The 23710-nt window shown below is 30.6% G+C and carries 22 protein-coding genes; 21 read left to right on the forward strand and 1 reads right to left on the reverse strand.

The window, feature by feature from the left end; genetic code table 11:
- Positions 1-141 precede the first annotated feature (141 nt).
- Together ES045_RS11400 and ES045_RS11405 are read left to right on the forward strand one after the other, a co-directional pair.
- Complete coding sequence (locus tag ES045_RS11400) at positions 142-1299, forward strand: MFS transporter (protein ID WP_147116414.1); 1158 nt, start codon at positions 142-144, stop codon at positions 1297-1299.
- A gap of 21 nt (positions 1300-1320) precedes the next feature.
- A complete protein-coding gene (locus ES045_RS11405; RefSeq protein ID WP_147116415.1) occupies positions 1321-2178 on the forward strand; it encodes an MBL fold metallo-hydrolase in 858 nt (285 codons plus the stop codon).
- 3 nt (positions 2179-2181) lie between these two features.
- On the opposite strand, the gene ES045_RS11410 is transcribed toward ES045_RS11405, so the two are convergent.
- On the reverse strand, positions 2182-3162 hold the full coding sequence (locus ES045_RS11410; RefSeq protein ID WP_147116416.1) for a DUF481 domain-containing protein: 981 nt from the start codon (positions 3160-3162) through the stop codon (positions 2182-2184).
- A gap of 205 nt (positions 3163-3367) precedes the next feature.
- Here ES045_RS11410 and ES045_RS11415 point away from each other — a divergent pair, with 205 nt between their 5' ends.
- The 19 genes from ES045_RS11415 (at position 3368) to ES045_RS11505 (ending at position 23702) form a co-directional block, all read left to right on the forward strand.
- Entirely contained in the window at positions 3368-3859 is a 492-nt protein-coding gene (locus tag ES045_RS11415; protein WP_147116417.1) for a GbsR/MarR family transcriptional regulator, read from the forward strand.
- A gap of 119 nt (positions 3860-3978) precedes the next feature.
- Complete coding sequence (locus tag ES045_RS11420; RefSeq protein WP_147116418.1) at positions 3979-4791, forward strand: META domain-containing protein; 813 nt, start codon at positions 3979-3981, stop codon at positions 4789-4791.
- Positions 4792-4962: 171 nt separating this feature from the next.
- A complete protein-coding gene (locus tag ES045_RS11425; RefSeq protein ID WP_147116419.1) occupies positions 4963-5970 on the forward strand; it encodes an NAD-dependent epimerase/dehydratase family protein in 1008 nt (335 codons plus the stop codon).
- A 12-nt stretch (positions 5971-5982) separates the two neighbouring features.
- Positions 5983-6399: a DUF2141 domain-containing protein gene (locus tag ES045_RS11430; RefSeq protein ID WP_147116420.1), complete on the forward strand. Its 417-nt coding sequence runs from the start codon at positions 5983-5985 to the stop codon at positions 6397-6399.
- 23 nt (positions 6400-6422) lie between these two features.
- Positions 6423-7061 (forward strand): HdeD family acid-resistance protein, encoded by a 639-nt coding sequence (locus tag ES045_RS11435; protein ID WP_147116421.1) that lies wholly within the window; start codon positions 6423-6425, stop codon positions 7059-7061.
- 9 nt (positions 7062-7070) lie between these two features.
- On the forward strand, positions 7071-7523 hold the full coding sequence (locus ES045_RS11440) for a hypothetical protein (RefSeq protein WP_147116422.1): 453 nt from the start codon (positions 7071-7073) through the stop codon (positions 7521-7523).
- Entirely contained in the window at positions 7510-7956 is a 447-nt protein-coding gene (locus ES045_RS11445; protein ID WP_147116423.1) for a GNAT family N-acetyltransferase, read from the forward strand. Before ES045_RS11440 ends, ES045_RS11445 begins: the two co-directional genes overlap by 14 nt.
- A 2-nt stretch (positions 7957-7958) precedes the next feature.
- On the forward strand, positions 7959-8525 hold the full coding sequence (locus ES045_RS11450; RefSeq protein ID WP_147116424.1) for a hypothetical protein: 567 nt from the start codon (positions 7959-7961) through the stop codon (positions 8523-8525).
- A gap of 13 nt (positions 8526-8538) precedes the next feature.
- Positions 8539-10254: an amidohydrolase gene (locus ES045_RS11455; RefSeq protein WP_147116425.1), complete on the forward strand. Its 1716-nt coding sequence runs from the start codon at positions 8539-8541 to the stop codon at positions 10252-10254.
- Positions 10255-10393: 139 nt separating this feature from the next.
- Complete coding sequence (locus ES045_RS11460; RefSeq protein WP_147116426.1) at positions 10394-11173, forward strand: glucose 1-dehydrogenase; 780 nt, start codon at positions 10394-10396, stop codon at positions 11171-11173.
- A 152-nt stretch (positions 11174-11325) separates the two neighbouring features.
- Positions 11326-12228: a DMT family transporter gene (locus ES045_RS11465; protein WP_147116427.1), complete on the forward strand. Its 903-nt coding sequence runs from the start codon at positions 11326-11328 to the stop codon at positions 12226-12228.
- 290 nt (positions 12229-12518) lie between these two features.
- On the forward strand, positions 12519-13913 hold the full coding sequence (locus tag ES045_RS11470) for a flavin-containing monooxygenase (protein ID WP_223267242.1): 1395 nt from the start codon (positions 12519-12521) through the stop codon (positions 13911-13913).
- A gap of 185 nt (positions 13914-14098) precedes the next feature.
- Entirely contained in the window at positions 14099-15709 is a 1611-nt protein-coding gene (locus ES045_RS11475; RefSeq protein ID WP_223267243.1) for an arylsulfatase, read from the forward strand.
- A 140-nt stretch (positions 15710-15849) separates the two neighbouring features.
- A complete protein-coding gene (gene cls, locus ES045_RS11480; RefSeq protein WP_147116428.1) occupies positions 15850-17304 on the forward strand; it encodes a cardiolipin synthase in 1455 nt (484 codons plus the stop codon).
- A gap of 146 nt (positions 17305-17450) precedes the next feature.
- Complete coding sequence (locus ES045_RS11485) at positions 17451-18773, forward strand: TolC family protein (RefSeq protein ID WP_147116429.1); 1323 nt, start codon at positions 17451-17453, stop codon at positions 18771-18773.
- 24 nt (positions 18774-18797) lie between these two features.
- Positions 18798-19877, forward strand: a complete 1080-nt coding sequence (locus ES045_RS11490; RefSeq protein WP_147116430.1) for an HlyD family secretion protein — start codon at positions 18798-18800, stop codon at positions 19875-19877.
- A gap of 2 nt (positions 19878-19879) precedes the next feature.
- The gene (locus tag ES045_RS11495; RefSeq protein WP_147116431.1) at positions 19880-21493 is read left to right on the forward strand and encodes a hypothetical protein; all 1614 of its coding nucleotides are present in this window, start codon (positions 19880-19882) and stop codon (positions 21491-21493) included.
- A 185-nt stretch (positions 21494-21678) separates the two neighbouring features.
- A complete protein-coding gene (gene nhaA / locus ES045_RS11500) occupies positions 21679-22983 on the forward strand; it encodes a Na+/H+ antiporter NhaA (protein ID WP_147116432.1) in 1305 nt (434 codons plus the stop codon).
- 11 nt (positions 22984-22994) lie between these two features.
- On the forward strand, positions 22995-23702 hold the full coding sequence (locus ES045_RS11505) for a ZIP family metal transporter (protein WP_147116433.1): 708 nt from the start codon (positions 22995-22997) through the stop codon (positions 23700-23702).
- Positions 23703-23710 lie beyond the last annotated feature (8 nt).

Genomic DNA, 23710 nt, shown 5'->3' on the forward strand with positions numbered 1-23710 from the left:
GTATATAAAATACTAAATCATGTAAAAAAGAACTATTTTCACTTCTTTTAAAATTAGTTTTTAAAGTAGAAGGTTAAATTATTTTTATCTTCTTAAGACATTATCTACTTTTGGCAATTCAACTTAAAAAGGACGTTAAAAATGAAACAACCATTATCTAATTCAGTATTGTATTTAATGAGTATTACTGCTGGTTTAGTTGTCGCAAATTTATATTACAGTCAACCGCTTTTACACCTTATTTCTGTTGAATTTAACGTCTCTGAATCTGCGGTTAGTAATGTTGCTTTATTTACACAGTTAGGATATGCACTAGGTTTATTATTTATTATTCCTTTAGGAGACAAAATATCTAATCATAAAATATTAAAATATGATTTTCTATTAATGATTACTGCCTTAATTGCCACAGCTTTTTCAAACTCCTTATTCCTATTAATTCTTAGTAGTTTTTTTGTTGGTTTTACTTCTGCTATTCCCCAACTATTTGTACCAATGGCTGCTCAATTAAGCGATGCTAAGAATAGAGGTCGTGCAATTGGCGTTGTAATGAGTGGTTTATTAATTGGAATTTTAGGTAGTAGAATTATTAGTGGTTTTGTTGGTGAAATTTATGGTTGGCGTGTTATGTATTTTTCCGCATCAGCAATTATGTTTTTTTTATTTTTGATTCTAATGCTAAAATTACCTAAACTATCTCCTAACTATAAAGGAAGTTACGCTAGCTTAATGCAATCTCTTTGGTACTACTTCAAAAAAGAACCTTCACTAAGATTGGCTACTTTAAGAGGTGCTTTGGCTTTTGCCGGTTTAAGCGCTTTTTGGACAACCCTAGTTTTTTTAATGGAAGAAAACTTTAACTACGGAAGTAGTGTCACTGGTGCTTTTGGCTTATTTGGTATTGTTGGAGCTTTGGGAGCAACCATTGTTGGAAAACTAAATAACACAGTTGGTAAGAATAAGATTATTGCTTTTTCCGCCATTTTATTAGTCATTTCTTGGATTATATTTCTAGTGTCTGAAAACTCTTTAATAGGTATCGCAATTGGTGTTGTTTTGGTAGATTTAGGTTTACAAGCCCTACATGTAACCAATCAAAATATCATTTTCTCTAGAAATGAAGAAGCTAGAAATAGAGTAAATACTATTTATATGGTTGGTTTTTTTATTGGTGGTGCACTCGGCACAACTTTAGGTGCAATGATGTGGCAGCATTTTAAATGGACTGGTGTTTCTACTTTGGGAATAATCTTGTCACTATTAATATTTATTGTTCATCAATTCTCTAAAAAGTTATAAATTAGTAGAAAACTAGAGAAAATGGAGAAAGCAGTTTGGAATGTAAAACTATATGGCGGAAGAGGTTCTACTCCGGTTTGTGAATCAGATTTTCAAAAATATGGAGGGAATACAACCTGTATTTACATTGATTTATTAATTAATAATCACAGTAAATTGATGGTTATTTTTGATGCAGGTACAGGAATAAGACAGCTTGCAAATGATATTGAAACAGGTAGTATACCAAAAGCAGATTTTATCCTATTAATTTTTACGCATCTCCATTGGGACCATATTCAAGGCTTTCCTTTTTTCTCACCTTTGTATAATCCAAATCAGAAAATTGGAGTTGTATATCCGAAGAAAAATCTTAAAATTAAGGATGTTGAAGATCTTTTTGCGCTACAAATGCAAAAGGAGTTTTTTCCCGTTCAATTAGAAAATATGGGCTCCGATTTACAATTTATAAACTATAAAGATGCAGAAGCTTTATTAAGTGAAGATGGTTTGGTTACCTTCAGTTTTAGAGAACACAATCACCCAGGTGGTGCTTTTAGTTATAAATTAGAAGCTGGTGGAAAATCTATTGTTATATCTACAGACTTAGAACATGGCAAAGAGATTGACAAAGATGTTGTTGATTTCTGTAAAAATGCAGACTTATTAATTCATGATGCACAATACACGGATGAAGAACTAGCACTTTATGAAGGTTGGGGACATAGTAGTTTTAACCAAGCAATAGAAACTGCAGCATTAGCAAACGTTAAAAACCTTGTACTCACACATCATGATCCTTCACACGATGACACCTTTTTATCTGCTATTGAAAAAGAATGTAAAAGTAAATTTAAAAACTCACAACTCGCAAAAGAAGGAATGGAGTTTAATATTTAGTATTTACAGCTCCCAACCAAAAGAGGTTTGAAAAACATAATCATACTTATTATTTAAATTTACAGAATTATTGTCATAATTTACAGTAAACCCTAATTTTATAAAAAAATCTAACGGCAAATCATATTTTACATCTACATTTCCGTCAAAACGAAAACGCCCAGATTCTGAAATTCCTGGATATGTAATAATTTTTGTCAAAAGACTTAAATCATCAACATTATAGAGGTTTAATTCGGAACCAATAAAGCCCTCTAAACTATTTTGAGTCTTGGCATCATTCAAAGTAAAACGTTCATTATTATAAGAAATACCTGCTTGTAAACCCCAATATAACTTATTTGTTCTAGCTAAATATTTTCCGATTCCTAATTTAGAAACAGTTCTTAACTTAATATCTTGCTCGGTGTTAGACAACCAATTTATTTCTACCAATGGAAACCAATCGTGTTTTAAAAAATAGTGATAAGACAAAGCAGCATCTGTTCTTTCAATAGGTGCTGTGTTATTTTGATTCGATGAAATTCCGTTATAACTTGTCTGAATAGACCAGTTTTTAGATTCGTATAAGAAATTACTTCTCAAACTAAATTGTCTAAAATTATTAGATTTAGTAAAGTTAAAACCTAAAGCAACAGACGCCGAAACTCTATCCCAGAACTTCGTTTTATATGTTTTAAAATGAACAATGTCTTTTAAAGTTAAGCTAGCAATAGTATCATTTATAACATAAACAAATACCTTATTACTAGTTAATACTCGAAACTCACCTTCATAACGGTCACCTTTATCTGTAGAAATTATAAATTTAGTTTTAGAGTATAATTGTTTTATCTCTTTCCATTTTATAGAAAAATCACTATCACTATATCCCGTTTTTATTTTTAAAATGCCTTTATTCATTCCTTTAATTTCGCCAATAATCATGTCGTTATTATTAGCTACAATGGTATCATTTTGAGCAGCAAGCCAAAAAGAGTTCATTACTATGAATAGTAATAAAAAAGTACTTTTCTTTATCAAAAAATAATCTATTAAAAATTAGTTTACAAATATACAAACTATACAAAAGTATGCGAATATGAAAACCACTTTTTAGAATCTAAATATTTTTAAGAGAACTTTAATACAGATTAGTTCGTTTAATTACGAACTAAGTGTATTTTTACATTCTAAATATATATATTAAATGTCTAAGTCTAAAAATAAAGAGTTATTAGAACTAATAGAAAAATTAGGATTTGATATAGAAGAGCGTCTACGCCTATCTCCCCTAGCGTCTAGAATTTATGCTTTATTAATTCTATCCTCTTATGATGGTGTAACTTTCGAAGAAGTAAAAGAAACCATAAAAGCCAGTAAAAGTTCTATATCTGTAAATATAAATGTATTAATACAACTTGGGTATATTACTTTTATAACAAAACCTGGAGATAGAAAAAGATATTTTAAGATTGCAAAATACTCTTCGATACTCTCTTTAGAAATCTATCTACAAAGTATAGATAATGAAATGAAAATAGTTAATAGAATTAATAAATTCAATCAAGAATACCATCCAGAAAAATATATTAATGAAAAATCTCTCGGTAATATATTTCAAAACTACTTAGAACAAAAAGAGCAATTAGTTAAAGAAACCATTCTTAAGATGTCTAACTTTAGAAAGTTAGACAAATAATACTTATATTTTATGAGTATATTGATATCTTAGAACTTTAACAATACTTTAAATATTACTAGTTCGTTATGTTGTGAACTAAACATATATTTGCGGTACTATTAATTAAAAAACTATTTATGAAAACTAAAATATTTTTATTCTCATTATTAGCAACAACAATAATGAGTTGTAATTTAGGTAAGAAAACAACTACAGAAACAAATAGCAAAAATTCATCAGAAAAAATGTCAATAGAAAACACAAAATGGATTCTAAATTCATTTGAAGGTGAAAATATACAGGCTAACGGACAAGCTATTTATTTCTCCTTAGATTCAAAAACAAACCGTATTAGTGGAAACTCGGGGTGTAATACTTTTATGGGGACTTATAAGTTAGAAGAGAATAACAGCATTTCTTTTACTAAACTAGCGTTAACTAGAATGATGTGCCCAGATATAGCAATTAACGAATCTAAGGTTATAAGTATTTTTGAATTAGCTGATAATTTTACTATAACAAATGGCGAATTAGCACTAAATAAAGCAAAAATGGCACCCTTAGCAACATTTAAAAAAGCAATAACTTCTAACAACCAAATTGTTGAGAAATACTGGAAATTAAAAACATTAGAAGGTAAGGATATTAAAATGGCAGACAATCAAGAGCGTGAAATTTTCTTTACTTTAAAGACAGATGAAAATAGAGTAACTGGTTTTGCAGGTTGTAATGCTATTTCTGGAGATTATACATTAGAAGACGGTAATAGAATCCGTTTTAAAAACATGGCAACCACTTTAATGGCGTGTCCGGATGTTGATGTGAATGAAAGTGACTTTTTAAAGATTTTTGAATTGACAGATAATTATACAATTAATAATGATGTTTTATCATTAAACGCAGGTAGAAGAGCTCCTTTAGCTGTTTTTGAAGCTGTTTACATGCAATAATATCAATTGAGAAAGAAGAATTAGAACTACTAAACGCATATAGGAAATCATATTATTGGTTGATTGTGGTTGGTTAATACCATTTAAGTGATTTCTGTTTGGTAGTTCTTTTTAATACAAATTATTTCTAAAATAGGAAAGACTAGTAACTCTCTAGAAAAAAGTCCTCTTATGTTAAAGACAAAAATTTTAATTACTGGTGCTTCTGGTACCGTTGGCTTTGAAGTCTTAAAACAATTATCTAAAAAAGAATCTTATCATCTTACTATTTTTGATAAGAAAACAAAACTTTCTCTTGAAAAGTTAAAACCTTTTGAATCTAAAATCGATTTAATTTATGGTGATATTTCAAAGAATATAGACTTAGAACAAATAAAAGGGATAGATGTAGTAATTCATTTGGCTGCAATTATTCCGCCATTGGCAGACGAATTACAAGAGTTGGCTTATAATGTAAATGTTTTAGGCACTCAAAATTTAATTAGACAATTAGAATTACACTCACCAAATGCTTTTTTAATGTATAGTTCTAGCATTTCTGTTTACGGAGATCGTATTAAAAAACCTTATATAAAAGTAACAGATAAATTACAACCAAGTGATGGTGATGCTTATGGAGAAACAAAAATAACCGCAGAAAAATGTGTTTCAGAAAGTAATTTAGATTGGTCTATCTTTAGACTTGCAGCTATTATGGGCAATCATAAAATGTCTAAATTAATGTTTCATCAACCTTTAAATACGGCTTTAGAAATAGCAACTCCAAAAGATACTGCAAGAGCATTTGTAAACGGTATTGAAAAACAAAAACAATTATCTAAACAGGTATTTAATTTGGGTGGTGGTGAATCTTGTAGAATTAGTTACCAACATTTTTTAGAGCGTTCATTTGCAATTTTTGGGTTGGGAAAATTAAACTTTCCTAAACATAGTTTTGCTGATAAAAATTTTCATTGTGGTTATTATGCTGACGGAGATAACTTAGAAAACATCGTGCATTTTAGACAAGATAATTTAGAAGATTATTTTAAAATGGAAGCAAAAAAAGTAACATTCATCAAGAAATTTGCTGCATCCGTTCTTAAAAAACCAATTAAATGGTTTCTATTAAAAAAATCTGAACCGTATGAAGCCTATAAAAATAAAAATGTGAAACAGATGAAGCATTACTTTAATTAATAATACAAAATAATGAATAGTATTTTTTTATACATCGCACTTTTAACAACAATGTTCTCTTCTAATAATCCGCAGTTAACGCTTCATATTTCCAATATTGAAAAGATGGAAGGCAAGATAAGAATTGGTGTATTTAATAAAAAGGAAGGCTTTTTAAAAGAAGGAAAATCATTTAAAGCTTACTTAATAGAAGTTGATGAAAATTCAGAAACTATCATAATTAGAGATTTACCAAAAGGAGCATATGCTATTTCTTTGTATCATGATGTAAATTCCGACAATGTGTGCAATCGTAATTTCTTTGGCATTCCAAAAGAAAAGTATGGTTTTTCAAATAATATCAAACCAAAATTATCAGCACCAAAATACAAAGACTGTAAATTTTTACTTAAAAGTGATACCATTTTAGATATAACATTATTAAACTAAGATTAACTTAAAACAAATTAATTATGGACTCAGCATTTCTAAAAACAATTAAAAACACTATTAAACATTGGTATATTCCTTTACTAGTGGGAATTTTCTTTATTATTGTTAGTATTGTTTCTTTTACAGCACCCCTAAATTCTTTGCTTACATTATCTATTTTATTTGCACTATCATTTTTGTTTGGTGGTCTTTCAGAGATAATTTTTTCTATAGCAAACAAACATCAATTAGAAAATTGGGGGTGGTCTTTGGCATTCGGAATTATTACTTTCTTAGCTGGTTTTTCATTAGTAATTCATCCCGCTTTATCTATTAGCATTCTAGCTTTTTACATCGGTTTTACAGTATTGCTTAGATCTATAGCTGCTATTAGTTTTGCATTAGACATTAAAAGTTACGGTAATAAAAATTATGGTACTTTACTAGTATTCGGTATTTTAGGTGCATTATTTTCATTTATATTAATATGGAATCCTGTGTTTGCAGGCATGAGTGTTGTTATTCTTATTGCTATTAGTTTTCTATTTGCTGGCTTGTTTAGCATCTTTTTAGCTTTTCAATTAAGAAAATTACACAAATCTTCTAAGACTATTTCTACCAAGTTAAAAGCAAGATATGATGATATATTAGAAGAGATTCATAATGAATGGAACGATTGATATATAAAAATGAGGAAGGACAAACTTATAAAAGGTGCCATAACGAATGGGGTTATTAACGGAATTATAAATGTCGGAATTCAATATTTTTTATTAAAAGAGAGTGCTCCTATTGCTATTTCTGTAGACTCAATAACAAATACAGCACATACCGTTTTAGGTGAAGCCGTTTTTCTAGCAATTACATTGGCTTTAATAACTACAATAATTGGCTATTTTACTATTAAAGAAGAAAAAGTACCTTTCTTCCCTACCGCATTTTGGTTGACTATTAAACATGGTTTTTTTACTTTTGGTGTGGTAACTTCTTTGGCTGTTTTATGGCAAAAATATTTTGGTACTGTTGAAGTTTCATTAATAACAGCTTTATTTATTATAGGAGCAATTGCCAGTATCGTTGCTGGTGTTGTAAATTATTTAACCTTAAAAAGTAGTTTAAAATTAAGCCATGGCAACAATTAATAAAGTAGTTTTAAAAGATTTAAACGATATTTTAAAAATAGAAAAACATGTATTTAAAACAGACAGTTATCCGCCTTTTGTAATTAGACAATTATTTGACATTTCTGGCAATTATTTTATTGCTGCCAAAGAAGATGGTGAAATTTTAGGATACGCAATTGGCGGTATTAAAACAGCAGATAATCAAGGTTGGATTTTATCTCTGGGTGTGCATGAAAATGCGAGAGGAAAAGGACTTGGAAAACAATTAACAAAAAAATTAATTGAGATTTTAAAAGAACAACATACAACACAAATCTCCTTAACCGTATACCCTACAAATGCTTCTGCAATTAAAATATATAAAGACTTGGGCTTTGTAGGCAATGAAATTTTAGACAATTATTTCTTGGATCATGAAAAACGAATTGTAATGACATTAAATACTAATTAATCATGAAAAAACATATAATACTATTGCTTCTAATTTTTATAGGTTTATTGATAAATGCTTGTAAAAAAAATAAAGCAGATACTAGAGAAGAATTTACGACTCCTTTTTCAAAACAAAATACGGATGATGAAATGTCCAAAAAAATTAAAACTTTCTTAACTACCAAATTTTTAACAGCAGCAGATGTAAGGGCTATTGATAATAATCAAAGAAAATTTCAATTCTATAAAGTAGATTTGAATAATGATGGAAAAGAAGAAATTTTTATAAAATTGATGACCTCTTATTTTTGTGGATCTGACGGATGCACACTTTTACTTTTAGATAATAATCTTAATCTAATCAATAGATTTAGTCCTACTCAAACATTTTATATAGATGAAAACATTGAGAATGATTGGAATATTTTAATAACAAAAACCGAAGGGAATTGGAGAAAACTAGTCTATAAAAGTGGTGCTTACCCATCAAACCCGACTTTGGTAGAGAAAATAAATGAAAAGCAGCGTAAAAACGGACAAATAATATTTGATAAAAAGAATAACAAAGCAAAAACATACACCTTTTAAAAACCAACCAAATATGAAAAGAATACTAACCTTGTTATTCGTTACATCTATTTTACTTGGCTGTAAAAACACAGACAAATCGGTTAACCAAACAGGACAACTGTTTTTTAATGGAGACATTATTACCATGGAATCTGAAAATGCAATTTATGCAGAAGCTGTAGTAGAAAATAATGGTAAAATTATTTTTGTTGGAAGTAAAAAAGAGGCTGAATCTCAATTTTCAAAAGCTAAAAAAATTGATTTACAAGGAAAAACATTGTTGCCAGGGTTTATAGATACTCACAGTCATTTTGGGATGGTTTCTAATACGATGGGACAAGTAGATTTAAATCCAGAACCTGTTGGAACTGTAAAAAATATTGATGATATTTTAACGCTTTTAAAAAAATGTAAAGAAGAGAATAACATTGCAGATGGCGAATGGATTTTTGGTTGGGGGTATGATGACGGTCAATTAGTCGAAAACAGTCATCCAACGAGAAAAGATATTGATAAAGTTTTACCAAACAATCCAGTGTATTTACAGCATACAAGTGGTCATATGGGCGTTGCAAATACTTTAGGGTTAGCAGAATTAAAAGTTTCTTCGGAAAGTAAAAACCCTGATGGAGGAACCATCGTTCGTTTTAAAAATACGCAAGATCCAACAGGTTTGGTTCAGGAAACAGCAATGTACCCTTTTGTACGTTTAATGATGGAGAAATTAGACTCTAAACAAGCAAAATTCTTTGATACCACACAAGATTACTACGCTTCAAACGGCATTACAACTGCCCAAGATGGAATGACAAGTAGAGAATCAATCAAGTTTTTTCAAACGCAAGCAGATGCAGGTAAATTTAAAATTGATTTAGTTGCATTGGCAGGATATTCTGAATTAGAAAACAATTTAAAAGATACTTCACTTGTTTTTAAAACCTATAAAAACGGATTCAAAGTTCAAGGAACAAAAATTGTTGCAGATGGTTCTCCGCAGGGGAAAACTGCTTTTTTTAGCAAACCTTTTTTAACAGAAGTTCCTGGTTGTCATCACGATTGTAGAGGGCTGCCGAGTCTAACGCAAGAAGCCATTAATAATTTATTTGTAATAGGGTATGAAAAAGACAATCAACTTTTTATTCACTGTAATGGCGATGCAACGGTAGATATGATTATTGAAGCGCATGAAAATGCCTGTAAAATTTTAGATCAACCTTTAAATAAAGACAGAAGAACCATTATTATTCATGCTCAATTTGCAAGACCAGAACAATTAGAAACATTTAAAAAATATAATATGGAGCCTTCATTTTTTACAAATCACGCTTTCTTTTGGGGAGATATTCATGTAAAAAATTTAGGGAAAGAAAGAGCTTATTTTTTAAGTCCGATGGCAAGTGCTATCAAATTAGGTTTAAAACCAACCAATCATTCAGATGCTACAGTAACACCAATCGATCCAATTTTTACAATTTGGACAGCCGTAAATCGTGTTTCTAGATCAGGCGAAATTATTGGTGAAGCAGAAAGAATATCCCCTTATCAAGCAATTCAAGCCATTACAACAAATGCCGCTTATGAGTTATTTGACGAAGATTTAAAAGGAACTTTATCCGAAGGAAAATTAGCAGATTTTGTTATTTTAGATAAAAATCCGTTAAAAGTAGCAGCAATGGATATTAAAAACATCAAAGTTGTAGAAACGATAAAAGAAGGTAAAACGGTTTATAAAAAAGTGAATTTTTAGACGTAAGATTAACTGACGTAAACTTAAAGACGCTGTTTAATTCAACCATAAAGGTTCATTATTTTCAATAAAAACTTAAAGATTTATGTAAAACAGTCATAAATCATCACATAAAATCATCATTTAAAAAAAAAACAATATGGATACATCAAAATTTTTCGATTTAAAAGGAAAAACAGCTATTATTACAGGTGGCGCAAACGGAATAGGAAAAGCAAGTTGCGAAATACTAGCCGCTTATGGAGCTAAAGTAGTTGTTTCAGATTATAATTTAGAAGCAGCAGAAAAAACAGCCAAAGAAATTAATGATAAGGGAGGAAAAGCTATTGCAATAGATTGTAATGTTCTAGAAGATGATGCTTTGGTAAATTTAGTAGACCAAACCGTTAAAGAATTCGGTAGTATAGAAATTTTGGTAAACAATGTTGGTGGCGGTGGCGCTGGCAAAGAAAGTCCTTATGATATTGAAGTAGCACAATTTAAAAAGGTTTTTGATATGAATGTTTTTAGTATGTGGAGATTATGCCAGTTGGTTGCACCACACATGAAGAAAGCAGGTTATGGTAGTATTATTAACATGTCTTCAATGGCATCTATAAATAAAAGTCCTGCAATTAGTGCGTATGCATCTTCAAAAGCTGCCATTAATCATATGACCCGAAATTTGGCGTACGATTTTGGACCTGATAATATTAGAATGAATGCAATAGGGCCTGGTGCAACAAAAACAGCTGCTTTAAAAACTGTTTTAACTCCAGATTTAGAAAAAGCAATGTTAAAACATACACCAATTAAAAGATTAGGTGAAGCAGAAGATATTGCAGGAGCAGTATTGTATTTTGCAGCACCAATTTCTAGTTGGACGAGTGGGCAAGTTATCTTTATTAATGGAGGTGGCGAGCAAACTTTAGATATGTAGAAAAACGGCGTTTATGAATTCAATTTTTCTTATATTTGAAAGAATTAAATGTTTGCTTTAAAACTAAAAGATCTTTAGTTTTAAAGCAGGAAACACTAGAATATTTTACAAAAGCAGCTATTTTTTAATAGCTGCTTTACTACTTTTAAATTATGATGAAATTTTTAAATAACAAATGGTTTTTATTATTTGTAATCGCATTAACTTGGGGAAGCTCATTTATGTTGATAAAAAAATCTTTAGTGGCTTTTACACCATATGAAATAGGTGCAATACGCGTTGTAGGATCCGGGCTTTTATTCGCTTTTATTGGTATTCCTGCTTTATTTAAAATGTCTAGAAAAACAATTATTTGGGTTACAATTGCTGGTTTTTTCGGTAATTTTTTACCCATGTTTTTATTTCCAATAGCACAAACAGAGGTAAGTAGTTCTTTGGCTGGTATTTTAGATTCTTTAGTTCCTGTTTTTGTAATGGTCTTTGGTTTTTTACTCTTTGGAATTAAAAGTAAGAAATCACAAGTAATTGGTGCAATTATTGGTTTTTTAGGAGCTACAAGTTTAATTTATTTTTCTGAAGGAAATACAGAAGATTCTAAATTTTGGTATACAATGCTAGTTGTTTTAGCGGGTGCCTCTTACGGTGTAAATGCTGTAGTTATAAAAGAACGAATTCCGAATTTAAATGCCATAAAATTAACAGCTGCAGTGTATTCTATTTGGGCAGTTCCTGCCTTGGTTATCTTATATTTTACAGGGCTTGTTCAAAATTTTGAGATGAAACCAGCATACACAGAGCCTATCGGTTATTTAGTGTTTTTAACATTTTTTGGTACTGCCATCGCGATGTTATTATATTTTAAATTAATACAAGATACCTCTGCCGTTTTTGCAAGTACTGCAAGTTACTTATTGCCAATTGTTGCTGTTATTTGGGGTGTTTTAGATGGTGAGATATTTTCATTTTGGTATGTTTTTGGTGGCGCTTTAATTTTAATCGGAATTTATTTAATCCGTGAGAAAAAGAAAAATCCGAAATTAGTTCCTCGTGGATAAGTTATACCAGTATACAGCTGTTTTACAATCAATAAAACAGCTGTATCTATCGTATTATTCGATGTTATTATTAGTCAAATCCCTATAAAAACAGTATCTTTGTAACTTCTGGAAAAACAACCTTCATTCCATAGAAAAAGCATTTTTAATACTGCTTAAATTCAATCTAAATGGGTTTTGTGTTATTTCCTATGCTACAAAAACGTAGCTACATACTAAAATTATAAATGAACAATTGTTTGTGCTATTTTCTTTAAAATTAGCATAAGCTAAAAAAACGCATACATATTATGGATATAAGTAAAAAACGCGTAGCAATTATTGGTGCAGGACCAAGTGGATTAGCACAATTAAGAGCTTTTGAAGCTGCTAAAAAACAAGGTTTAGAAGTGCCAGAAGTTGTTTGTTTTGAAAAACAAAGCAATTGGGGTGGCATGTGGAATTTCTCATGGAGAACAGGCGTTGGTAAATATGGTGAACCTGCTCATGGAAGTATGTACAAATATTTATGGTCTAACGGCCCTAAAGAATGTTTAGAATTTTCTGATTATTCTTTTGATGAGCATTTTAAGAAGCCTATTTCTTCATACCCACCAAGGCCTGTTTTGTTTGATTATATTCAAGGGCGCATCAAAAAAAGTAACGTTAGAGATTACATTCGTTTCAACACAACTGTACGTTGGATAAATTACAATGAAGACACTAAGAAGTTTAAAATTGTTTTAGACAATTTAAAAATCGATAAAACATATTCAGAAGAATTTGATTATTTGGTCGTGGCTTCTGGTCATTTCTCTACTCCAAATATGCCTTATTTCGAAGGAATAGAAGAATTTACTGGGCAAGTAATGCATGCACATGATTTTAGAGGCGCAGATCCTTATAAAGATCAAGATTTATTAATTATTGGTAGTAGTTATTCTGCCGAAGATATTGGAGTTCAATGTCATAAACATGGCGCAAAATCGGTAACATTAAGTTACAGAAGCAAGCCTATTGGTGTAAATTGGCCAGAAGGAATTACAGAAGTACCTTTATTAAAACATTTTAAAGGAGATACTGCCTTTTTTAAAGACGGTACTTCTCAGAGATTTGACGCCGTAATTATGTGTACAGGATATCAACACAAATTCCCGTTTTTACCAGACGAATTGCGTTTAAAAACAAAGAACAACTTATATCCAGATCATTTATACAAAGGTATTTTCTTTAATGACATTCCGAATTTAATGTATTTAGGAATGCAAGATCAATACTACACCTTTAATATGTTTGATGCACAAGCTTGGGTTGCCAGAGATTTTATGATGGATCGTTATAAAATACCAACAAAAACAGAAAGACGCCTAGACATTAATAAATGGTTAATTGATAATGAAAGACTAAAATCTAGTCATGATCACGTAGACTTTCAAACAGCTTATATTAAAGACTTGTTGGCTTTGTCTAATTACCCAAACTTTAATGTAGAAAAAGTTGCAGAAATGTTTAAAGAATGGTTAAAAGATAAAGATGATAATATTTTAACATACAGAGATAAAACGTTTCAAAGTGTGGTAACGGGAACCATGGCCGAAACGCATCATACAGAATGGATGGACGAATTAGATGATAGTAAAGAGCGTTATCTATTTGAAGATCAAAAAGAAGAAGCTTTAGAAGATAAAGAAGAAGAGCTTATTTAAATTTTATTCTATTGATAAATCTTTACATTTAAACCCCACAGATTTTAAAACCTGTGAGGTTTTTTTTTATCAAATTTTATAGCTAAATTGATGTTTCTTACAGGAATAAAAGCACTCTATTTTAAACCTATATAGTAAGTAACAAGTTTGGTTGGTTATTCTTTAAAGATTTAAAATTATTCATTTTGAAAAAAATACGTTTATTTATTCTCACTTTTTTATTAGTAACATCTTGCATCACAAGTAAAAAAAATAAAGAACAAACAACCGCTACAGAAAAGCCCAATATCGTACTTATTATGTGTGATGATATGGGGTTTTCTGATTTAGGGAGTTATGGTGGCGAAATAAAAACACCAAATATTGATGTTTTGGCAACTCAAGGCATTCGTTTCAGTCAGTTTAAAAATACTGGGCGTTGTTGCCCAAGTAGAGCCGCTTTGCTTACTGGTCGAAATCAGTTTGCTGCAGAAATGGGATGGATGACTGCTGTAGATGAACATCGGGAAGCATATCGAGGTCAACTTTCTGCTACGATTCCTACAATTGCAGAAATCTTAAAAGACAACAATTATTACACCTATTTATCGGGAAAATGGCATTTAACACTTGATGATTCGTATAAGTTAGGTGCTGTTAAACCCAATGGGAGTTGGCCTTTTGAACGTGGTTTTAACGAATCATACGCAGGATTACCTGGTGGTGGAAGTTACTATAAAGTAAATGGTTTGGTAAAAAATGAAACTGTTATTAAAGATTTTCCAGCCAATTATTATTACACAGATGCCATTACAGAAAATGCGGTTGGTTTTATTAAAAAACACAATACAGAAAAACCAATGTTTTTGTATTTGGCGCATTATGCACCTCACAGACCATTGGAGGCTCCTAAAGATAGAATTGATAAATGTCGTGAAAGATACCAAGTTGGTTATGACGTTTTGAGAGCGCAACGTTATGAGAATTTAAAGAAAAAAGGATTGATCTCTACACTAGAAGGATTGCCAATTCATGAACGAGAATACCATAATAAACGTCCTTCTTGGGTTTCTTTACCTAAAAAGAAGAAAGAAGAATGGATTACTGAAATGGCAACCTATGCTGCTATGATAGAAATTATGGATGATGGTATTGGAGAAGTAATTAAAGCAACCAAAGAAAAAGGAATTTATGAAAACACCGTGTTTCTTTTTTTAAGTGATAATGGCGCTACTAAAGAAGGTGGTGATATTTCACAACTTACGGCAGATTTGAGTAATACACCCTATCGAGATTATAAAATATCTACGTATATGGGAGGCACTAGTTCTCCTTTAATTATACATTATCCTGAGAAATTTGCTAAATATAAAGGTGAAATAAGAACAGATTTAACACATATTACAGATATTCTACCGACTTGTTTAGACATTGCAGGAATTGAATACCCAACATCCTTTCATCAAAAAAAAATACCTCAATTTGAAGGGAAAAGCTTAATTACCGTATTAGAAAAAAACAAACTAGAGAAACGTGATCTTTTTTTTCAGCATGAACAAAGTTGTGCTATTATATCTGATAATTGGAAACTTGTTCGTGGAAATATTTCCGAACCTTGGGAGTTGATCAACTTGACAAAAGACTCTTTTGAACAATACAATGTTGCTGCAAATTTTCCTAAAAAAGTCTTAGAACTCGAAAAAAAGTGGAATATTTGGGCTAAAGAAAACAACGTATTGCCCATAGAAAAAAGAGCTTGGTCTGCTAGAATAAAACATTATAACGGATTAAATACTGACAAAAGTAAGATTAATTAACCCTTATAATTCTTTTATAAAAATTAATAATTTTACTAACCTATGCCCTACTTTTAATTTGTTTATTATTTTAAAACTATTATTCTTTACTTTCGATAAGACTGCTGTGTAACACCCCTGTTTTGTTATAAAACCTAATTATGAATTGGATTATTGCTTTACAAATCACCTATATACTCTTAATAATTTTAGTTATTGTAAGAGTATTATACGATACCAGAAGTAGTACAAAAGCTTTGGCGTACATACTATTTATTGTGTTTGTTCCTATTATTGGTGTCTTATTTTATTTTTATTTCGGAATTAATTATCGCAAAAGAAAACTGTATTCTAAAAAAATTGTACAAGATGCACCACTTCGAAGACTCATAAAATCAGAAATAAAAACGTATTCAGATGCTATTTCAAAATCCAATTTGGTTGATCATAAATATCAAAATTTAATTGAATTTCTTCGGAATTCAGGTAATAGCCCGCTCACCACAAATGCTGAAGTAAAATTATTAATAAATGGTGAAGAAAAATTTCCAGAATTATTAAAAGCCTTAAAAAAAGCAACTTCACATATTCATCTAGAATATTATATCTACGAAAATGATATTACAGGAAATGAAGTTGCAGCGATCTTAATAAGAAAAGCAAAAGAAGGCGTTGAAGTCCGCTTTATGTATGATGATTTTGGCAGTCATTCATTAGGAAAAAAATTCATTAAAAAATTAAATGCTGCTGGTGTTTTAACTGCACCTTTCTACAAAATAAGATGGTATGCTTTTGCGAATAGAATTAACTACAGAAACCATAGAAAAATTGTAATTATTGATGGCGATACATGTTTTATTGGTGGCATAAATATGAGTGACACTTATAGAAATGACTTAAATAAAAAAGAGCATTTGTATTGGAGAGATACACATTTAATGATCAAAGGGCAAGCCTCTTCTTACTTGCAATACTTGTTTTTATGTGACTGGAATTTTTGTAGCAATTCACCTTTAGAATATTCCGAAATATATTTCCCTATCAATTCAAAACAAGCAACCACACAAAATGAGGTTGTGCAAATTGCAGCTTCTGGGCCAGATAGCTCGCATCCTGTTATTTTCTATTCGTTATTAGAAGCAATTAGCGCTGCCAAAAAAAGCATTTATATTACGAGTCCGTATTTTATTCCTGGAGAAAGTTTAATGGACGCATTAATTATTGCCATTCAAAGTGGATTGGATGTGAAAATAATTATTCCTGGTATTTCCGACTCTAAAATGGTAGACGCAGCTGCGAGTGCTTATTACACCGAGCTATTAGAATGTGGTGCAAAAATATACAAGTATAATAAAGGGTTTGTACATGCAAAAACAATGGTTGTAGATGATGATTTGGCCATTATTGGTTCTGCAAATATGGATTTTAGAAGTTTCGATTTAAACTTTGAAGTAAATGCGATGCTTTACAGCAAAAGAATTGCAGAACAATTAAAAGAAGCCTTTAACAACGATTTAAAAGTATCTCACCAAATTAATGCCATAACTTGGTTAAATAGACCAAAATACATCCATTTATGGGAAAAATTAGTGCGTTTATTATCTCCTTTTTTATAAACAATCATAAGTATTAATAAAATTAACGTAAATTTATTAATATTTGGTTCGTTATGTTACGAACTAATTGTATTTTTAAATATTATTCAAAATAAAGGAGATAACTAATTAATATAAACCTGTATTTCTAAACAACAGAAAACGATATGAATATTTTAAACAAAACGGGTATTGTACTTTTAGCTCTATTGGGTTTAAGCAGTCAGATTGTATCTTCACAAGAGATGCCAAAACGCAGCATGACCATACAAGAGCTTGCTAAAAAGGTACAAGATAATAATATTCAATTAAAAATAGCAACAATATCTGTTGCTATCGCAGAAGCAAAAATTGAAGCAATAAAAACCAATAGACTACCAGATATAAGTGCAGACGTAAGTGCTTTTTACTTGAGTGATGTTCGTATTTATGATACTAGTTTTAAAAAATTACAAACGGTAAATTTGCCGAATTTTGGAAATCAATTCAATCTAAATGCAAATCAATTAATTTTTGCTGGCGGCAAAATAAATAAATCAATTGCACTTTCTGAACTTAGTAAAACACTCAGCGAAAACCAATTAGACAACACTGTACAAGCAGTTAAATTAAGTGCCACAGAGTTATATATAAATCTTTACAACCTTCAAAATCAAAAGAAAATTTTAGAAAGTAATAAAGATTTAGCTATCGAACGTACAAAAAACACAAGACTGTTTTACAAACAAAATATGATTACTAAAAATGAGGTTTTACGTGCCGAAGTTTTAGAAAGACAATTACAACAAAGTATTTTACAAGTTGAAAATGCGATTTTAATTACAAATAAAAATTTAACCCTTTTTGCCGGTATTGAAGAGACCGTTTTAATCATTCCTGATGTAGAGAATATTAACCATAGTATACGCAAGCAAGATGAAAACTTCTATCGCGAAATTGCGTACGAAAAAAACCCACAATTAAGTGCAAGCGATACACAAATAGCTATTGCAAACAAAAATTTAGAACTTACAAAATCAGATAGAGCACCAATATTAGCTGCCTTTGCTGGTTATAATGCAAATAGACCACAGACTTCTGGCACACCTGCAGACTTATATTCGAATACCTACCAAGCAGGGTTGAGCCTTTCGTATAATATTGAATCCATTTTTAAAAATCGAAAAAAAGAGGCAGTTGATAAAATTTTAATAGACCAAGTAACTTTAGCCAAAGAAGCTGTTAGACAACAAGTTGAAGCAGACGTAAATGCTGCTTATAAAAATTACCATCAAGCAGTTGAGCAGCGTGAAGTAAGTGTTAAAAACAAAAATGCTGCAGATGAAAATTATCGTATTAACGAGTTAAAGTACAAGAACCAGTTGGTTACGTACATAGAAATTATTGATGCAGCAAATATTAAATTACAAGCAGAATTGCAAATGCTCGATGATCAAACAAATATTATTTTAAATTACGTGAAACTTTTGCGCATAACAGGACAACTATAACAACCATTACTTAAAAAAAATAACATGGCAGCACAGGCACCAGAATCAACTTCAACAACAAAAGTTAAGAAAAAAAACAAACTGTATTTAGCTCTTTTAAATGCCTTTGTTTTTATCATAACACTACTCGTTATTTGGTATGTAATTAAAAATTACTTACATATTAATGACGATACTTACGTAAGTGATGCACAAGTAAAAGCATACATAAGTCCCATAAACTCAAGAGTACCTGGGTATATTAGTGAAATTCATTTTGAAGAACACCAAAAGGTAAAAAAGGGAGATACACTTCTTATACTTGACAAAACAGAATTTAAAATTGCAATTTCACAAGCTGAAGCAGGCTTAAGTCAGGCTAAAGCAGGAAAAGCAGCAACTATGTCTTCTGTTGTTAGGGTTGGTAGTGGAGAAAGTACCGTGCAGGCAAATATGTACGGAGTTAAAGCTCAATTAAACAACGCTAAAGCAGATTTAGCGCGTTACAAGAATTTATTAGAAAATGATGCCGTTACGCTACAACAATATCAACAAATTGAAACGCAAGTAAAAACTTTACAAGCACAATATAATGCATTAAGTAAACAGAAAAACACCGCTAAGTTATCTACAAATGAAACTGAGTCTCAATTAGCCATAAGTGATGCACAAATTAAGGCTGCAGAAGCTGGTTTAGAAAGAGCTCAGTTAAACCTTAAATACACTGCAATTACCGCTCCGGAAGATGGTGTAATGGGAAGAAGAACAATTACCGAAGGGCAATACATTCAACCAGGACAACAAATTTCTGCATTGGTACAAGAAAACACAAAGTGGGTAGAAGCTAATTTATTAGAAACTCAAATGCCATTGGTACAAATTGGCGAAGTAATTAAGTTTACTGTCGATGCGATTGGTAAAACAGAGTTTGAAGGAAAAATAATAGCTATTTCTGCAGCTACTGGTTCTCAATATTCTGCAATTCCAACAGATAATTCTGCAGGAAACTTTGTAAAAGTTCAACAGCGCATTCCTGTTAAAATAGAATTTACAAAAAATAATGATAAAAAATTACTCGAAAAAGTACGTGTAGGAATGAATGTTGTTATGACTTTAAAGGACTAAAAATGTATAATAAAGGCTTGTTTGCAGATTGGGTGCCAAAACCCTTAATGTTGGTTTTAACTCTTGTTTTTCTACTGCCTATTCTAGTGGTGAGTGGTGTTTACACAGGAAACTTAAGCTATATGGTAAGTAGTCTTGGTACACATAATGAGTGGATTGTTTTTGCAAATTATGCAGGTGTGGTTGGTATGGGAGTGAGTATGCCAATTATCTTTCGTTTTAAATTGCGTTTTCATACCAAATTTTTAATGGTTAGAACGCTTTTGTTTATGGCATTAGCTAGTTTTATGATTGGTACAACAGATAATAATTTAGTGATTGTTTCTTGTGCCTTCTTCATTGGGTATCTTAAAATGTTTGCATTGATAGAGTTTATTATGCCTACCATGTTCATGATTAGTCCCGATGGAAATCGGCCAAAATTTTACGCTATATTTTATCCTTCTGCAATTGTGTTTCCTCAACTAGCTGGCTACCTTATGGCACATTTTGGATTTTCTACATATTGGCAAAATGCAAATTTTATTATGGCAATTGTTATGTTGTTTTTAACTGCGTTAGCGGTAATTTTTATGCATAACCAACGTTACGATAAAAAAATCGACTTAAAAGGAATTGACTGGACAGGTATGTTTTTATTTACATCTGTATTTTTAGCATTGGCTTATGTGATTTCTTTTGCAAAGCAACAAAACTATTTTAGATCCGATAATATCATGCTGGCTCTCGGAATTATACTTGTTGGCGGTATTCTCTATCTCATAAATCAAAAACTTAAAGACAACCCTTTTATTCATTTTAGATTCTTTAAAAACTATAGTGTTATTCATGGAAGTTTAATGCTATTAATGTTGGGGTTTTTCTTGGCAGGTAGTTCACTACAAAGTAAGATTACAATTGGTATTTTAGGATTTGATTCTGTAATGGACAATTCATTTAACCTATGGATGATTCCAGGATTATTGATTGCTATTATTTTTAGTATGAAATGGTTGGTAAAAGATAAATCCTTAAAAATATACATTTTAACAGGTTTCTCAGCATTCATTTTTTATTACATATTTATGTATTTCCTAGTGTCACCTGGTTTAAGCTATGAACAATTAATTATGCCAAATATATTTAGAGGTTTCGGAATGGCTGTTCTATTTATAGGTGTTTGGTTGTATGCTTTAGGTAACTTAAAACCAGATGCAATGCTTGGTGCCGCCGCAGTTCTAATTATTGTGAGAACAATGATTGGACCAGGTTTATGGAGTCTTGCTTTTAATTATATAGATGGTATTTGGAATTTAGAAGCCTTTACCAATATGGCAGGAAAAATGGACAGATCTGCAATGTCGCAACAAACGGCAATGGGTTTTTACAAAAATATTAAACTCGACGCATTAATGATATCCACTAAAAGAATATACGGAATGTTGGTTTTATTAGGTGGTGCTGTTATAGTGTACGTTTCCTTCCTTAACCTAGAAGGATTAAATAAACGAGGCCTTATTTTATTACGCAAACGTTTAAAAGGACATGATACTAAAGGTTATGTGCGTGAAGTAACCTTAGATAAAGAAGAAGAACAAGAAGAAAAAATAAAAGCAGCAAGTGCTGTGGCCGTTTAATTCTATAAAAAAGCTATCAAACACATATATTTATCAGCTTAAAATCATACTTAAAACTCAACAATTTTTATATTTTGAAAACATCTATTTATTCTAATAAAAAACAACAATAATATACAGTTATAGCGTAGAAATACACTCTAAATTTTTATCTTTGAAAATCAACCTTTACATAAAGAAAACATATGATAAACAGAGTACTTCTAACACCATTACAAAAATTTGTAAAGATTGAAGGATTTAGTGGAATCCTATTATTATTAAGTACAATAATTGCCTTAATTTGGGCAAATTCTAGTTTTGGAGACAGCTATACTTATCTATGGGATTATGAAATTGGAATTACAAGTGAAACTTTCGAACTTAAAAAACCACTAATACTTTGGATTAATGATGGTCTAATGGCTATTTTCTTCTTTTTAATTGGTTTAGAAATAAAAAGAGAAGTATTAATTGGTGAGTTAAACACCATGAAAAAATTAGCATTCCCTTTATTTGGTGCAGTTGGCGGTGTAATAGTTCCTGTAGCATTGTATATGCTTTTAAATCAAAACCCAGATACTTTTAAAGGTTGGGGAATTCCTATGGCAACAGATATTGCTTTTTCTTTAGCCGTTTTAAATGCGTTAGGAAAACGAGTGCCGTTAAGTCTTAAAATATTTTTAATCGCTTTTGCAATTGTAGATGATATTGAAGCCGTTTTGGTCATTGCTATTTTTTACAGTGGCACCATTAAAATGACACTTTTATTGATTGGTTTAGGCTTATTAGGTATTCTATATCTCTTATCTTATAAGGGGTATTACTCAAAATATATTCTATTTTTTACAGGAATTATTGTTTGGTTACTTTTCTTAAAATCTGGAGTACACCCAACAGTTGCTGGAATTTTATTAGCCCTTTCTGTTCCTATTAGTCAGAATATAGAAACTTCTACATTTATAAATCGATTAGAAGGTATCTTTAAAGGTATTAAAAACGCAAATGTTTTAAAGAAACCTATTTTATCGAAACAACAAATAGAACAGATGGATGATTTAGAAGGTTGGTCTAATAAATTTCAATCTCCTTTACAACATTTAGAACATAACCTACATGGTTGGGTTGCCTATTTTATCATTCCCTTATTTGCATTGGCAAACGCGGGTATTTTAATAGATAGTTCTGTAGACATAGAAGTTCCGTTGGTTATAAATATTATACTTTGTTTAGTTTTAGGTAAAGGTTTAGGAATTCCTTCTGTTATTTTCTTAGCCAAGAAGTTAAATTTGGTTCAAATACCGTCAGACGTTAATTTTAAACAAATTATTGGTGTTTCATTTATAGCAGGTATCGGTTTTACAATGGCTATTTTTATTGCTAGTTTAGCATTTGCATCAACACCAGAATACATCACTTCAGCTAAAATAGGAATTCTTTTAGGCTCACTTATTTCTGCAATTATTGGCTACTTTATTTTAAGAGTAAGTACGAAAGAAAATGTAGTTTAACCCCCTAAATTATGTTGCAAAACTTACTGTTATTTTCTGGATTTGCCGGTATTACCGTTTTTATTGGTGGTCTTTTAGCTAATTTTTTTAATCATCATATTAAAGAAACACCTATAAAGTATGAGATTACACATACCATGATGTCCTTTGGTGCAGGAATAATATTGTCTGCTGTTGCTTTGGTTTTAATACCTAAAGGATTAGAAGATTTAGATGTTTTACCAATGGCAATATCATTTACCGCAGGAGTTTTAATCTTTCTATCTATCGATAAATATTTGGCTAAAAAAGGCGGAAAGAATGCTACATTATTGGCAATGCTAATGGATTTTATTCCAGAATCTATTGCCTTAGGCGCTACTTTTGCTGTCGAGCCAAAAATGGCCATTTTACTAGCGGTTTTTATAGGACTACAAAATTTACCAGAAGCTTTTAACTCTTATAGAGATTTGGTAGCAAGTGGTTTTACAGCACAGAAAACATTAATTATTTTTTTCATTTTAAGTTTCTTCGGCATTGGAGGTGCATTAATTGGGCATTATTTTTTAACAGATTCGCCTATTTTAACGGCACATTTAATGACATTTGCAAGTGGAGGAATTCTTTATTTATTAATAAATGATATTATTCCAGAAAGTAAGTTAAAGAATAATTACTTAACCTCATTAGGCGCCACTTTTGGATTTCTAATTGGTGTTATTGGTGAAAAATTAATTTAATGAGCATA

Origin of the sequence: Polaribacter sp. IC073 (assembly GCF_007997075.1) — a bacterium.
Lineage (GTDB): Bacteria > Bacteroidota > Bacteroidia > Flavobacteriales > Flavobacteriaceae > Polaribacter.